At 64.2% G+C, this 14,075-nt stretch carries 13 protein-coding genes and 1 pseudogene; 6 read left to right on the top strand and 8 right to left on the bottom strand.

The features are described from left to right. The first annotated feature begins 205 nt into the window (after window positions 1-205). The gene (locus OKB81_RS00245; protein WP_053287991.1) at window positions 206-814 is read left to right on the top strand and encodes a thiol:disulfide interchange protein DsbA/DsbL; all 609 of its coding nucleotides are present in this window, start codon (window positions 206-208) and stop codon (window positions 812-814) included. A gap of 80 nt (window positions 815-894) precedes the next feature. Here the strand turns inward: OKB81_RS00245 and phnE are convergent, their stop codons facing one another. The 5 genes from phnE to OKB81_RS00220 form a co-directional block, all read right to left on the bottom strand. After that, a complete protein-coding gene (phnE, locus tag OKB81_RS00240; protein ID WP_053287992.1) occupies window positions 895-2,442 on the bottom strand; it encodes a phosphonate ABC transporter, permease protein PhnE in 1,548 nt (515 codons plus the stop codon). Beyond that, complete coding sequence (locus OKB81_RS00235) at window positions 2,430-3,191, bottom strand: phosphonate ABC transporter ATP-binding protein (RefSeq protein ID WP_043153387.1); 762 nt, start codon at window positions 3,189-3,191, stop codon at window positions 2,430-2,432. Before OKB81_RS00235 ends, phnE begins: the two co-directional genes overlap by 13 nt. Continuing rightward, window positions 3,188-4,033 (bottom strand): putative selenate ABC transporter substrate-binding protein, encoded by an 846-nt coding sequence (locus OKB81_RS00230; RefSeq protein WP_043153390.1) that lies wholly within the window; start codon window positions 4,031-4,033, stop codon window positions 3,188-3,190. Before OKB81_RS00230 ends, OKB81_RS00235 begins: the two co-directional genes overlap by 4 nt. 124 nt (window positions 4,034-4,157) lie before the next feature. Further along, window positions 4,158-5,336, bottom strand: coding sequence for a nicotinate phosphoribosyltransferase (pncB, locus tag OKB81_RS00225; RefSeq protein ID WP_010676094.1), 1,179 nt, complete (start codon window positions 5,334-5,336; stop codon window positions 4,158-4,160). A 101-nt stretch (window positions 5,337-5,437) separates the two neighbouring features. Continuing rightward, a complete protein-coding gene (locus OKB81_RS00220; protein WP_053287994.1) occupies window positions 5,438-6,073 on the bottom strand; it encodes a nicotinamidase in 636 nt (211 codons plus the stop codon). A gap of 74 nt (window positions 6,074-6,147) precedes the next feature. Between OKB81_RS00220 and OKB81_RS00215 the strand changes: the two genes are divergently transcribed. Together OKB81_RS00215 and OKB81_RS00210 are read left to right on the top strand one after the other, a co-directional pair. Then, window positions 6,148-6,798: an NUDIX hydrolase gene (locus OKB81_RS00215; RefSeq protein WP_029314880.1), complete on the top strand. Its 651-nt coding sequence runs from the start codon at window positions 6,148-6,150 to the stop codon at window positions 6,796-6,798. Between the two features lie 76 nt (window positions 6,799-6,874). Further along, entirely contained in the window at window positions 6,875-7,360 is a 486-nt protein-coding gene (locus OKB81_RS00210) for a DUF523 domain-containing protein (protein ID WP_029314879.1), read from the top strand. On the opposite strand, the gene OKB81_RS00205 is transcribed toward OKB81_RS00210, so the two are convergent. The 3 genes and pseudogenes from OKB81_RS00205 to OKB81_RS00195 form a co-directional block, all read right to left on the bottom strand. Continuing rightward, window positions 7,306-8,262 carry an acyltransferase gene (locus OKB81_RS00205; RefSeq protein ID WP_053287995.1) on the bottom strand — a complete coding sequence of 319 codons (957 nt, stop codon included), beginning with the start codon at window positions 8,260-8,262 and terminating at the stop codon, window positions 7,306-7,308. The genes OKB81_RS00210 and OKB81_RS00205 overlap by 55 nt on opposite strands. A 7-nt stretch (window positions 8,263-8,269) precedes the next feature. Next, window positions 8,270-9,169, bottom strand: a pseudogene (locus tag OKB81_RS00200) (acyltransferase). Window positions 9,170-9,301: 132 nt separating this feature from the next. Beyond that, window positions 9,302-10,819, bottom strand: coding sequence for a YifB family Mg chelatase-like AAA ATPase (locus OKB81_RS00195; RefSeq protein ID WP_270661548.1), 1,518 nt, complete (start codon window positions 10,817-10,819; stop codon window positions 9,302-9,304). 384 nt (window positions 10,820-11,203) lie between these two features. Between OKB81_RS00195 and ilvG the strand changes: the two genes are divergently transcribed. Genes ilvG through OKB81_RS00180 form a run of 3 tightly spaced genes read left to right on the top strand, consistent with a single transcriptional unit; the run spans window position 11,204 to window position 14,061 of the window. Continuing rightward, complete coding sequence (ilvG, locus tag OKB81_RS00190; RefSeq protein WP_160836762.1) at window positions 11,204-12,850, top strand: acetolactate synthase 2 catalytic subunit; 1,647 nt, start codon at window positions 11,204-11,206, stop codon at window positions 12,848-12,850. Continuing rightward, the gene (gene ilvM, locus OKB81_RS00185; protein ID WP_010676086.1) at window positions 12,847-13,104 is read left to right on the top strand and encodes an acetolactate synthase 2 small subunit; all 258 of its coding nucleotides are present in this window, start codon (window positions 12,847-12,849) and stop codon (window positions 13,102-13,104) included. The genes ilvG and ilvM overlap by 4 nt, the downstream gene beginning before the upstream one ends. Window positions 13,105-13,116: 12 nt before the next feature. Continuing rightward, on the top strand, window positions 13,117-14,061 hold the full coding sequence (locus tag OKB81_RS00180) for a branched-chain amino acid transaminase (RefSeq protein WP_039039680.1): 945 nt from the start codon (window positions 13,117-13,119) through the stop codon (window positions 14,059-14,061). Window positions 14,062-14,075: the final 14 nt, after the last annotated feature.

Genomic DNA, 14,075 nt, shown 5'->3' with positions numbered 1-14,075 from the left:
GTGAGCCCGGCAGATCGCCACGCCACGGGGCGTCCGCTGGTGGTGTCGCCCGTACCATTGCCACAGCGGCAAGGTGCCCGTGGGAGGCGGGATGGCGGTCCCGCCTGTCTGCCTTTGCCATTGACGGCACGAGGGTGAGGCAATAGGCTTGGACTGCTTCGGTTCGCCGGGCGTGCCTCACAGTGATCCCTTAACAGGAAACGTCATGAAAAAAGTACTATTTTTCCTCGCTGCCATGCTGATGATCCCCATGGTTCACGCCGCCCCGCAATTCAAGGAAGGTGTCAACTATGACGTGGTCAGCCAGACCGGCAGCGCCCAGCCGGAAGTGATGGAGTTCTTCTCCTATTTCTGCCCGCACTGCGCCAAGTTCGAGCCGATTGCCGAGGATCTGAAGAAGAGCCTGCCGGAAGGCGTGCCGATGAAGAAGAACCCGGTGGCCTTCCTGGGCCGTGAAATGGGTCCCGAGATGCAGCGTGCCTACGCCGTCGCCAATCTGCTGAACGTGGAAGGCAAGCTGACCCCGGCCATCTTCGACAAGATCCACACCCAGCGCCAGATCCCCCAGAGCCGTGGTGACGTGAAGCAGATCTTCGTGGACAACGGCGTGCCGGCCGAGGAGTTCGACGGTGCTGTCGACAGCTTCGCCGTCTCCGGCATGGTCTCCCAGTTCGACCGCAACACCGAGAGCTACAACGTGCGCGGCGTGCCGGCCTTCCTGGTGAACGGCAAGTACATGGTGAAAATCGAATCCATCACCTCCCAGGAACAGTTCAACCAGCTGGTGCAATTCCTGCTGGCGAAGAAAGACTGATCCAGACTGACCTCGTGAAAAAAAGCCCGCCGGTGCAAACCGGCGGGCTTTTTGTTTATCAGGGCCATGCAAGGCGGGCCTCAGATCTGGCAATCCCGCTGGCTGGGGGCCGGGCGAGGCAAACGGGTGCGGCGGCTGAGGGCCTCCGCCAGCCAGACCAGCAGCAGTATGGCCAGCAGCAGGGTGGCGGTCTGGTCGTAGCGGAACAGGCTGAGCGAGACATAGAGCTGCTGTCCCAGGCCGCCGGCGCCAACCACGCCGAGTATGGTGGCGGCCCTCAGGTTCATCTCGCCGCGATAGAGGCTGTAGGCCAGCCACTGGCGCGCCACCAGGGGGAACACCCCGTACCAGAAGCAGGCCGTAGGGCAGGCCCCGCTCAGCTGCAAGGCGAGGCGAGGGGCGGGATCCGCGTTCTCCAGGGTCTCCACGAACAACCGCGCCAGCACCCCGGTGGTGTGCAGGGTCAGCGCCAGTATGCCCGCCACCGGCCCCAGTCCGACCGCGATCACCAGCAGGCTGGCGAAGATGAGTTCGGGCACGGAGCGCAGCAGGTTGAACAGCAGCCGCAGCGGCCAGCAGTGGCGCGCGAGGCAGGCCAGCGGCAGGGCCAGCAGGGCGCTGAAGAGGGTGCTTAGCAGCGCCATCTGCACCGTATCGAGCAGGCCCATAGCCACTGTCTTGAGGAAGAGCCATGACCAGTCCGGTCGCAAAAACTCCCCCAGGAAGGTGCCCAGGCCCCCCAGTGAGAAGCTCAGCATGCGCCAGTCGAGCTGATACAGCGCGAGGACAGCGGCCAGCCCCAGGCAGATCAGCAACAGCAGGCCGGGGGAGCGGCTGTGGCGCAGCCAGGCGCTGAGGCCATCCGCGAGCGTCACCAGCAGGATGAAGGCCAGCAGCAGGGTCACCACCTCGCCACCGGCAAACATGCGCAGGGAGAGTTCGAGCTGCTGACCGAGCCCGCCGGCGCCGACGAAGCCCATGATGACGGAGGCGCGCAGGGCGCACTCCCAGCGGTAGACGGTGTAGGAGAGCAGTTCCTGACGCACCGCAGGCAGCACGCCGTACCAGAGCGCCTGCAGCCGGCCGCTACCGCCCAGCAGCAGGGCGCGGGCCGGTTGCAGGGCACCGCTCTCCATGATCTCGTTGTAGACCTTGGCCAGCATGCCGCCGTAGCTGACGGCGATGGCCAGGATGGCGGCGAGCGGCCCGAGCCCCGACAGACGCACGAACAGTAGCGCCCAGATGAGCTCGGGCAGGCTGCGCAGCACGATGGCGACGAGGCGCGAGAGGGCCCGCAAGGCGCCGCGCAGCGGGCTGGGCACCGGCCCCAGTTCGGCCAGCGACAGGGCGCGGGAGCCGAGCAGGGCGAACGGCACGCCGAGCAGCAGGGCGCCCGCCAGTCCCAATGTCGCCACCGCCAGACTCTCCAGGGTCGCGGTCAGGGTCAGGACGAGGAAGTCCCGATCCATGCGGGGCGGCCAGCTGGTGGCGAGGAAGTTGCCCATCTGCCGCCAGCTCTGGCCGTCGAACAGGCCGAGCCAGCCGTCGGCCTGTTGCCACAGGCTGTAGCCGATGAGCAGCAGCAACCAGGGCAGGGGATGGCGCCAGCGGCTAGTCAAATTGAACACGCCGCCGCCTCGTCATCACCGGCGTAGAGCTCGGCCAGCATGGCCGGGGTGACGGCCGCCGCCGGACAGTCGAACAGCACTCGCCCCTCCCGCAGGCCGATGATGCGGGGGAAACGGCCGAGCGCCAGCTCGACCGCATGCAGGTTGGCGATGAGTGTGCTGCCCCGGGCGCGGGCCTGTGCCAGCAGGGCATCCAGGCTGCCTTGGGCGAGCACGGGATCGAGGGCGGAGACGGGCTCGTCCGCCAGGATCAGATCCGGCTGCTGATAGAGCACCCGTGCGATGCCGACCCGCTGCAACTGGCCACCGGAGAGCTCGCCGCAGCGCTGTTGCCACTTGTCGGCGAGGCCGAGGCGCGCCAGCTCGGCTAGCGCGCCTTCGGGGTCGCAGGGGCGCAGCAGGGAGAGTAAGGAACGGCCGAGGGACCACTGACCGAGCCGGCCGGCCAGCACGGCGGTCACCACCTGCTGGGAGGCGGGCAGCGGCGGTTGCTGCCAGACCATGCCGATCCGGCTGCGCAGCCGCTGGCGGTCCCGGGTGGAGAGGGTCCAGGGATCCTGGTCCCAGAGGGTGAGCCTGCCTTCGCCGCGCAGCTCGGTGCCGAGCAGCCGCAGCAGGCTGGTCTTGCCCGCGCCGCTCGGCCCTATGATGGCCACGCACTCGCCTGCCGTTATCTGCAGGTTGAACGGCTGCAGGATGCGGCTCTGGCCGAGCCGCAATCCTTCCCCGTCCAGCGCGACGGCGATCACTTCAGCAGGCCGGCCTGGGTGGCGGCGGCTTCGATGCCCAGGTAATTCTCGGGCTTGGTCTCGATGAAGCGGGTAGCGCGTTGCAGCTTGAGGATCTCGGCCTGGGCGGGCACCGCCGGATCCAGGCTGAGGAAGGCTTGCTTGATCTTCTCTTGCAGGGCCGGATCCATATCACCGCGTACTGTCCAGTTGTAGTCAAAGTAGGTCGGGGTGGTCCAGATCACCTTGACCTTGGTGGTGTCGACCTTGCCCTCTTCCACCAGTTTCTCCCACACGGAGGCATTGAGCGCACCGGCCGGCACCTTGCCGGAGGCGACCCAGGCGACGGTGGCGTCGTGGGCGCCGGAGAAGGCGACGTGGGCGAAGTCACGTTCCGGGTTGATGCCCTGCTCGGCCAGGAAGTGGCGTGGCATCAGGTGACCGGAGGTGGAGGAGGGGGAGCCGAACGCGAAGTCCTTGCCCTTGGTGTCGGCCAGGGTCTTGATGCCGCTGTCGGCATTGGCGATGAACTTGGAGGTGAACTGGGCATCTTCCTGACGCTGCACCAGGGGTACCACCTTGTCGGCACGGCGGTGTGCCTGCACATAGGTGAAGCCCCCGAGCCAGGCCATGTCCAGCTTGCCGGCGGCCAGCGCCTCGACCACGGCGGCGTAGTCGTTGACCGGCACGAACACCACCTCGCGGCCTGTTTTCTCGGCCAGGTAGTCACCCAGGGGGGCAAACTTGCGCTGCAGCTCGGTGGGGGCTTCGTCCGGGATGGCGGAGACCCGCAGCGGTTCGGCGGCGACGGCGCTCAGGCTGGCGAGCAGGGTGGTGAGGGCGAATATCCATCTGGAGGTCATGAGTGGTTCCTTGTGGTCTGGCGTTCGAACAAGCGAAAGGTCCGACGGGGGCCGGACCTTTCAGGTGAGTCATGGTAGGGGGCCATCGGCGCAGTGCGCAAGATGGGACACTCAAAAAGGCGTCTTATACCCCGACGTGGAAGGCCTGCTTGAGGTTGCGAATGAAGTCCGCATCCCGGCAGAGGGTCTTGCCCGGGCTGTCGGATATCTTGGCGACCGGGCCGCCGTTGCACTCCATCAGCTTGAACACGATGTTCATCGGGCTGACGCCGGGCAGATCGCAGGTGAGCTTGGTGCCGATGCCGAAGCTGGTGTTGATGCGGCCGCGGAAGTGGCGCAGCAGCTCGACGGCCTTGTCGAGGTTGAGCCCGTCGGAGAAGACCAGCGTCTTCTCGGCAGGGTCGATGCCGAGCCGCTGATAGTGGCTGATGGCTTTCTCGCCCCACACCACGGGATCACCGGAGTCGTGGCGCAGCCCCTGGTAGCGGCTCGCCAGCTCGAAGTCGAAGTCACGCAGGAAAGCATCCATGGTGATGCAGTCGGTGAGCGCGATACCGAGGTGGTTGGTGAATTCGTCCAGCCAGCTGGTGAGGGCGGCGCGCTGGCTGAGCTCCAGCGGGAAGCCGAGCTGCTGGTGGGCCTGGAACCACTCGTGAGCCTGGGTACCCACCGCGGGCAACCGGTACTTCTGGGCCAGCAGGTAGTTGCTGGTGCCGCGAAACGCCGGCAGCCGCTCTTTGAGACGACCCACCACGGCGTCTTGTACCGCGAGGGAGAAGCGGCGACGGGTGCCGAAGTCGATGAGGTTGAACTCGCTCATCTCCTCCCGGCTCAGCTCCCGCTCCAGCTTGTCGATCTTCTGATCGAGCCGCTCCAGTGCCTGGCTGACACCGAACTGGGGATAACGGAAGCGGTTGCGCATCTCGCTGATGATGGCGAGCACCGGGATCTCCCACAGGATCACGTCCTGCCAGGGGCCTTCGACCCGCACATTGATGCGGCCATCCTGCTCGAACACCTTGAGCAGGGAGGCGTCCAGCGGCTTGCGGCGCAGGTGGTCCAGGTAGTCGGGCGTGAAGAATGGGCGTTCGGCCAGGAAGTCGAGTTCGGACCGGGTCAGGCGCAGGGAGCCGGCGAGGCGCAGTTGTTCCTCGATCTGGCCCATCATGGGCAGCAGATCTTCTTCGTTGCGGCTGTGGAACTCGGCGACGACGTCGGCATCCGGATAGCGATGGAACACCGCCTGCTGCATGTGCAGCTTGTAGGCATCGGTGTCGAGCAGGCTGTGGAGGATGGGAGGCATATCAGGCTCCTGTGATGAGTGCTGCGCGGGCAACGCACTCTGGCTGCATCTGTGACGGGTGGGCGCCGGTGTCGGGTGGGCAGTGGAAAATGGAAGGCATGTCAGGCATCCAGCAGGCGTTGAATGTCGGCCAGGGTCTGGGCCAGCTCGGCGCCGGCCTCGATCATCCGGGTGCGGGCCTGGTCGATTGTCTCGGGGGCGATGCCGCGGCAGGCGTCGAGGTGGACGATGACCCGGAAACCGGCGCGACGCAGTTGCAGCACGCTGGTTTTGACGCAGTAGTCGGTGGCGAGGCCGCCGACCAGCACGGTAGTGACGTCGCGGGCTTGCAGAAACTCGATGAGCCCGGTGCTGCGCAGTTCCGCCAGGTCGTGATAGCAGACGCCATAGGGATGCAGGTCCGGCTCGACCCCCTTCCAGACGAAGAAGTCGTAGTCGATGGGGGCGGGCAGGCCGTCGAGCAGCTCGAACCCAGGGGTGCCGGGCACGCAGTGGGCCGGCCAGGTGAGATCGGCATTCGCCAGAGCAAGGGGTTGCAACATGGCGCCGGGTTCGGTCACCACCCAGGGGGCGTTCGCGGGGTGGGCATCCTTGCTGCCGGTTCGCAGGGTGGCGAGGGCAGCCTGGGCATTGAGCGCCGCCACTATGGTATCCCCGCCAGCGACGGGCAGCTCGTTCGGGCAGAGGGGGGTGAATCCCTTCTGCGCATCAATATCCAGGCTGGCGATGATTCCCATGGATGGCTCCTTCACATAATATTCTTGTGATATTATCTACCAAACATTATTAGAAGGCGAGCAGGTCGACCAGGATGCCGAGAATGAGTCTGGATATGGTGGTGCTGCGGTTGCGCGAGGAGCGGCTCGAGCTGCTTCTCGAGACCCGGGATCGCCCCCCCTTTGCCCACTGCTGGCAGTTGCCGGCCCTGCGCATCGACGAGACCCGGGATCGGGATCTGGACGCGGCTCGCCATCGCCTGCTGGCAGAGTGGGGGCTGGAGCACTGCTACAGCGAGCAGGTCTGTACCCTCGGCAACCTGGAGCGGGATCCCCGCGGCTGGTCCACCACCCTCGTCTATCTCTGTCTGGCGGATCCCGATGGGGGGGCGGTGCGCGGTCGCTGGCATCCTCTGGACGATCTGCCCGGCCTGCAACTCGCCTTCGATCACGGCAAGCTGGTCGCCATGGGGCTGGAGCGGCTGCGCATCAAGAGCCGTTACAGCACCCTGCCGCTGCATCTGCTGGGGGCAGAATTCACCCTCTCCGAGGTGCAACGGGCGTTCGAGATCGTCCTGCAGACCCCCATGAACACGGCCGCATTTCGCAAGCGGCTCCACCGTGCCGACATCCTGGTGGACACAGGGCGCAAGCGCACCGGCAAGCAACGTCCCGCCATCCTCTATCGGCTGGAGACCCCCTGCTGCGTCATGTTCGATCAGGTGATGCACGGTGCGGAAGCATAAGCCGATGTCTGCGAAAGCCGGATTGTCACCCCATAGCGGGTCTGGCGCACTGGCACCTCACACAGGAAGTGAAAGCATGGGAGAGACGGGAATGCACAAGGTGCTGGTGAGCGCCTGTCTGCTGGGGCAGCCAGTGCGTTACGACGGCCAGAGCAAGGGGATTGTCAGCGACTGGCTGCAGGCGCTGGGAGCCGAGGGGCGGGCACTGGCCTTCTGCCCCGAGGTGGCGGGTGGCCTGCCGACGCCACGCCCCCCTGCCGAGCGCCAGGGGGAGCGGGTGGTTACCGAAAGCGGGCTGGATGTGACGGCCGAGTTCGATCGGGGCGCCGCCCTTGCGCTGGCCCTCTGTCAGCAGCAGGACATTCGCTTCGCCCTTCTGAAGGAGGGGAGCCCCTCCTGCGGCAGCGGTCGCATCTACAATGGCCGCTTCGAAGGGGTTTCACTGGCGGGAGAGGGCAAGACCACGGCTTTGCTGCGCCGCCATGGCATCGCGGTGTTCAGCGAGGATCAGCTGCCCGAGCTGGCCTCGGCGCTCGCCTTGGCTGCCTGCGGATCGGTCTGAGCCGCCGCATCGGCCGCCTGCCACTGCGCCAGCATGTCGTCTTTTTCCTTCCAGCGTGCGTTCAGCCACTCCTGGAAACCGCGTTTGAACTGCTTGTCGTTGAAGTAATCCCCCACCAGTTGCTCGTCCACCGGCAGCTCCTCGATCCGCACCCGGATGCGCTTCATCTTCCCCATCAGGAAATCCTTGAAGGGGGTGTCGGGGTTGTCCGGGTAGCTGATGGTGACGTTGATCAGGCTGTCGAACTGATCGCCCATGGCTGCCAGGGTGAAGGCGAGTCCTGCCGCCTTGGGGGGCATGAGATGGCGATAGCGGGAGCGGGCGGCCTCGCGCTTCTGATCGGTGAAGCGGGTCCCCTCCACAAAGTTGATGACGGTGGTGGGAATGTGGCGAAACTTCTCGCAGGCGTTGCGGGTGGTCTCGATATCCTTGCCCCGCAGATGCGGATTTCTTAACAGAAACTCTCTCGAATAGCGGCGCATAAAGGGCATGTCCAGCCCCCAGCACGCGAGCCCCAGCAGCGGGATGTAAATGAGCTCGTGCTTCATGAAGAACTTGGGCACCGGCAGACGATTGCGAAACAGGTGGCCGAGCACCACGATATCGGTCCAGCTCATGTGGTTGCTGATAATGAGATACCAGCCATCCTTGCGCAGCCGGGTATTGTCCTCAATCTGCCAGTCGATGCGGGTAGTGAGGCGGATCACCAGGGCGTTGCAACCGAGCCACAGGCCCATGAAGCGATTGTTGAGCCGGCTGCAGGCGCGACCAAAGGCCGGCACGGGCAGCAGCAGTTTGGCCAGAGAAACCAGCAGGATCAGGCTGGCACACAGGGCGGTAAACAGTATGGTCAGGCCGGCGCTGATGAACAGCACCAGGGGGCCCGGGAGCAGGTTTGGCATGAGTGTCTTACTGCGTCTTGTCCGCCAGCAGCTTATCCAGGGTCTGGTCCTTCTCGTGCCAGATCCCGTTCAACCACTGTTGAAACTCTTGTTGGAACTCGGGGTCATTGAAGTAATCCCCCACCAGATTGCATTCGATCGGCAGAAAGCGGACCCGAACCTTGATCTCCTTGACCCGACCGCACATGAAGTCCCAGTAGCTGGGGACGCCGCCGGGATAGGCGATGGTCACATCCACCAGCTTGTGCAGTTGATCCCCCATGGCCGCCAGGGTGAAGGCGATGCCCCCTGCTCTCGGGTGCAGCAGATGACGATAGGGTGCCCCTTGCCTGTCGTGCTTGCCGATGGTGAAGCGGGTCCCTTCCACGAAGTTCATCACACTCACCGGCATATGGCGGAAACGGGCACACGCCTGGCGCGTGGTCTCTATGTCTTTTCCCTTCAGATGCGGCTTCTTTTCCAGCAACTTGCGCGAATATCGCCGCATGAAGGGGAAATCCAGCGCCCACCAGGCCAGGCCGAGAAAAGGTACCCAAATCAGTTCTTTCTTAAGGAAAAACTTCAGGAAGGGGATTTTTTGATTAAAAATCCGCTGCAATACCAGTATGTCGACCCAGGATTGGTGGTTGGCAATCACCATATACCACTCATTCCGGCGCCCTTTGTCCACTCCGACCACATCGAAAGGGGTGTTGATGATGGTTTTCTGGATCAGATTGTTAAAACCTATCCAGTGGGTGGCGCAGCCGTCCAGGAGGGTGTTGCAGAGACGTCGCGCCCCCTTGAAGGGCAGCAGCAGCTTGATGAGGCCAAGCAGCAGGACGGGGACAAACTAGAACAGGGTGTTGATGAAATAGAGCAGGGTCGAGAGGCTGCCGCGCAGTCGCTCTATCAGCTTGTTGGGCATGGTGGAATCCGTCTTCGTATCGGTGGATGGCAACCAAGTGGTCAGATCTGTTGCCATAATATCAGCCGGCCCACGACTAGACCATGGTGGCGCCCTTTCCGGGTCGGGTGGTGGCTGCTGTCGTTCCCCCGCTCACTGGCCCCCGCGCAGCCGCGACAACAGCCTATCCATGGCACGATAGCCCAGGGCTTCGATCAGATGCGCTCTCTCGATGGTGACGTGTCCCGCCAGATCGGCGATGGTGCGCGATACCCGCAGGATGCGGTGCCAGGCCCGGATGCTGAGCCCCAGCTTCTGGATGGCACCTTCCAGAAACTCGGCATCCTGTGGCGATAATCTGCAAACATCTTCGATTTCACGACTATCCAGCAGGTTGTTGAGTTTTCCGCTGCGACTCAGCATGCGCTCTCGCGCCCCCAGCACCCGTTCGCGTATCTGCTGGCTCGATTCCCCCCGCTCCGCCTTGCCGGTCAGGCTCCCCCTGGGCAAGAGCGGGACCTCTACCGTCAGATCGAACCGGTCGAGAAAGGGGCCGGAGAGCTTGCCCAGATAGCGCAGAATCTGATCCGGGCTGGAGCGGGTCTGGCCGTCGCCATAATGGCCGCAGGGGCTGGGATTCATGGCACCCACCAGCTGGAAGCGGGCGGGAAAATCCACCTGGCGGGCGGCACGACTGATGGTAATGTGCCCGGTCTCCAGCGGTTCGCGAAGGGAATCGAGCACCTTGCGCTCGAACTCCGGCAGTTCATCCAGAAACAGGACCCCGTTGTGGGCAAGGGAAATTTCGCCAGGCCTGGGATGGGTACCCCCGCCCACCAGCGCCACCGCCGAGGCGCTGTGATGGGGCGTGCGATACGGCCTGTGGTGCCAGTGGCCGGCGCGGGGGGTGAGGCCGCCGATGGAGTGGATGGCGGCGGTCTGCTGCGCCTCCTGTTCGCTCAGCGGTGGCAGAATGCCGGGCAGACGGCTGGCCAACATGCTCTTGCCGGTGCCGGGGGGGCCGATGAACAGCAGGTTGTGGCTGCCAGCTGCGGCGATCTCCAGCGCCCGCTTCGCCTGGGACTGACCGATCACATCCTGCAGATCCGGCACGTCGTGCAGGGTCTCCGCGCTCTGGGGTTCCGGCAGCGGCAGTTCGTACTGGCCCGCCAGCCAGGCGGTGACCGCCAGCAGCTGGTGGGCGGTGCGCACCTCGGCATCCTGTATGAGGGAAGCCTCCGGACCGTTCTCCCGTGGGACCAGCAGGGTGCGCCCTGCGTCGCGGCAGGCGAGCACCGAGGGGAGCACCCCAAGCACGGGGCGGATCTCGCCCGTCAGGGCCAATTCCCCTAAAAATTCGTGATCGAGCAGGTATCTTGCGGGTATCTGCTTGGATGCGGCGAGAATGCCGATGGCGATGGCCAGGTCGAAGCGACCCCCCTCTTTGGGCAGATCCGCAGGGGCCAGGTTGACCGTGATGTGTTTGCTCGGGAACTCGAAATTGCCGTTGAGCAGGGCGCTGCGCACCCGATCCCGCGACTCCTTCACCGAGGTTTCCGGCAGCCCCACCATGTTGAAGGCGGGCAGGCCGTTGGAGAGGTGCACCTCCACCGTGACTTGCGGCGCCGCTATCCCCAGGCTGGCACGGCTATAAACAACAGCTAATGACATAAATACCGTCCTTGGTTTGATGTATATGCTGGTTAACCGTTTTTAATTAGTTTTTTGTTCCAGTTGTCAGGTTTCAGAGCAGTCAAAATCAGAGTCTTGTCAGGTAAAAAGTGCTTGCCCAATAAAAATCACCGTGCTAGTTCTAATAGCCATTCGCGGCAAGCTCCGCTCCCATTTCACAGGATTTCCGGTTGTAACTATGAACATGGCCTCCCGTTTCGTCAGCATTATTGTGGTCCTAGTGGTGATTATTATCTCACCGCTCGGGGCTCGTTTGGCTGCACGGAACAAGGGATAGACCCACCACCGGACAGAACGAAACAAGCGACCCCCGAGCCTCACGGCCCGGGGGTTTTTTTTCGACCAAAGGACAGGATTTTCCACATGAACGGCGCGCAGTTTTTGGTACAGGCTCTCAAGAAACAGGGTGTGACCCAGGTGTTTGGTTACCCGGGCGGGGCCATCATGCCGGTCTATGACGCCCTGTATGACGGTGGCCTGGCCCATCAGCTCTGCCGCCACGAGCAGGGTGCCGCCATGGCTGCGGTGGGTTATGCCCGCGCTTCCGGTCAGGTGGGGGTCTGCATCGCCACCTCTGGCCCCGGCGCCACCAACCTGGTCACCGGCCTCGCGGAGGCACTGCTCGATTCGGTACCGCTGGTGGCCATCAGCGGCCAGGTGCCCTGCGCCGCCGTCGGTACCGATGCCTTTCAGGAAGTGGACGTGCTCGGCATGTCCCTCTCCTGCACCAAGCACTCCTTCATGGTGACGGACCCGGCGGATCTGGGACGGGTCATTGCCGAAGCCTTCGCCATCGCCACCGAAGGGCGTCCGGGTCCCGTGCTCATCGACCTGCCCAAGGATGTGCAGCTGGCCGCCGTTCCCTCTCAAAGCCCGCTGTTTGCAGTGGAGGAACCCGAACCCCTGAATCCGGCCGAACTGACGGTCGCCCGTACCCTGCTGGCCGGTGCTGAGCGTCCGGTACTCTACGTCGGCGGCGGGGTGGGCATGGCCAATGCCGAGCAGCAGCTGCGCGACTTTGCCGCCACCACGGGGATGCCGGCGGTCACCACCCTCAAGGGGATAGGTGCCCTCGACCCCGACAGCCCCGTTTATCTGGGCATGCTCGGCATGCACGGTACCAAGGCCGCCAACCTGGCGGTACAGCAGTGCGATCTGCTGGTGGTGGTAGGCGCCCGTTTCGATGATCGGGTGACCGGCAAGCTGGAGGAATTTGCCCCCGAGGCGAAGGTGATCCACCTGGATGTGGACGCCGCCGAGTTCGGCAAGCGTCGCGCCGCCGATGTGGGGATCACCACGGATCTCAAGCGTGTGCTGCCCGCCCTGGCGATGACGCTGACCCTCGACCCCTGGCGCGAGCACTGCGCCACCATGGCTCGGGAATACGCCTTCCGCTACGACCATCCGGGTCAGGCCATCTACGCCCCGGCCCTGCTCAAAGAGCTTTCAAGCCAGCTGCCGGAGACCAGCGTGGTGGCCTGCGACGTGGGTCAGCACCAGATGTGGGTGGCCCAGCACATGCGTTTCACCAGCCCGCGCAACCACCTGTCCAGTGCCGGCCTCGGCACCATGGGCTTCGGCCTGCCCGCCGCCATCGGCGCCAAGATGTCGCGCCCCGATGACGAGGTGGTGCTGGTGAGCGGTGACGGCTCCTTCATGATGAACGTGCAGGAGCTCGGCACCATCCGCCGCGCCCGGCTCAAGGTGAAGATGGTGCTGCTGGACAACCAGCGCCTCGGCATGGTGCGTCAATGGCAGGAGCTGTTCTTCGACGGTCGCTACAGCGAGACCAATCTGTCCGACAACCCCGATTTCGTCGCCCTGGCTGCCGCCTTCGGTATCCCCGGCGAGACCATCACATGTAAAGAAGAGATAGGTCCGGCACTGGATCGCCTGCTGGCGAGCGAGAGTGCCTATCTGCTGCATGTGGCTATTTCAGAGGAAGAAAATGTCTGGCCCCTGGTTCCGCCAGGAGTCGCCAACCACAAGATGATGGAGCAACGCCCATGAACCAGCTCAATACCAGCACCCTGGAAATCCATGCCCAACCCAGACCCGAAGTGATGGAACGGGTGCTGCGGGTGGTCCGTCACCGCGGTTTCAATCTCTGCGCCCTCAACATGGAGCAGGATTGCCAACAGCTGCGGATCACGGTTACTGTCGAATCGGTACGTCCCATCCAGCAGTTGTGGAGCCAGCTGGTGAAGCTGGTGGATGTCTCCCGGGTCGATGCACTGGAACAGCAACCCCGGATCAGAGCTTAAGGAGCCAAGCCAATGTCACAGCCTTCCCAATCCGCCGCCCACCCCCAATACATCTGGTTCAACGGCAAGCTGGTCCCCTGGCAGGATGCCCAGGTGCATGTCATGAGCCATGCCCTGCACTACGGATCCTCGGTGTTCGAGGGGGTGCGGGCCTATGACACTCCCAAGGGGACTTGCATCTTCCGCCTGCAGGAGCACACCCGCCGCCTGTTCGACTCCGCCAAGATCTACTGGATGGACGTCCCCTACAGCGAGTCTGAGGTGAATGAAGCCTGCCGCACCGTGGTGCGCGAGAACGGCCTGAAGAGCGGCTACCTGCGCCCGCTGGCCTTTGTCGGCAACGTGGGGCTGGGGCTGCATCCGCCGCTGGATGCCAAGGCCGACCTCATGGTCGCGGCCCTGCCCTGGGGCGCCTACCTCGGTGAAGAGGGGTTGAAAAACGGAGTGGATGTGTGCGTCACCTCCTGGAACCGGCTCGCTCCCAACACCATCCCGACCGGTGCCAAGGCGGGGGGCAACTATCTCTCTTCCCAGCTCATCAGCCGCGAGGCCAAGCGCAACGGCTTCGCCGAGGGGCTGGCGCTGGATGTGAACGGCTATCTGAGCGAAGGGGCGGGGGAGAACCTGTTTCTGGTGAAGAACGGCGTGCTGTTCACCCCGCCCGCCACCGCCGCCATCCTGCCCGGCATCACCCGCGACACCATCATGACGCTGGCGCGCGACTTGGGTTACGAGGTACGCGAGCAGGCGCTGCCCCGTGAAGCGCTGTACGTCGCAGACGAAATCTTCATGACCGGCACCGCCGCCGAGGTGACCCCGGTGCGCTCGGTGGATCGGATGAAGGTGGGCGCCGGTTGCCGTGGCCCGGTGACCGAGCAGTTGCAGAACGCCTTCTTCGGCCTGTTCAACGGCAAGACCGAAGACAAGTGGGGCTGGCTGACGCCGGTCAACGACTGATGATAGCGGGGAGG

The sequence above is a fragment of the Aeromonas sp. QDB56 genome (genome assembly GCF_027705505.1).
GTDB classification, from domain to species: Bacteria; Pseudomonadota; Gammaproteobacteria; order Enterobacterales; family Aeromonadaceae; genus Aeromonas; species Aeromonas caviae.
This window is presented reverse-complemented; position numbering and strand designations above follow the sequence as displayed.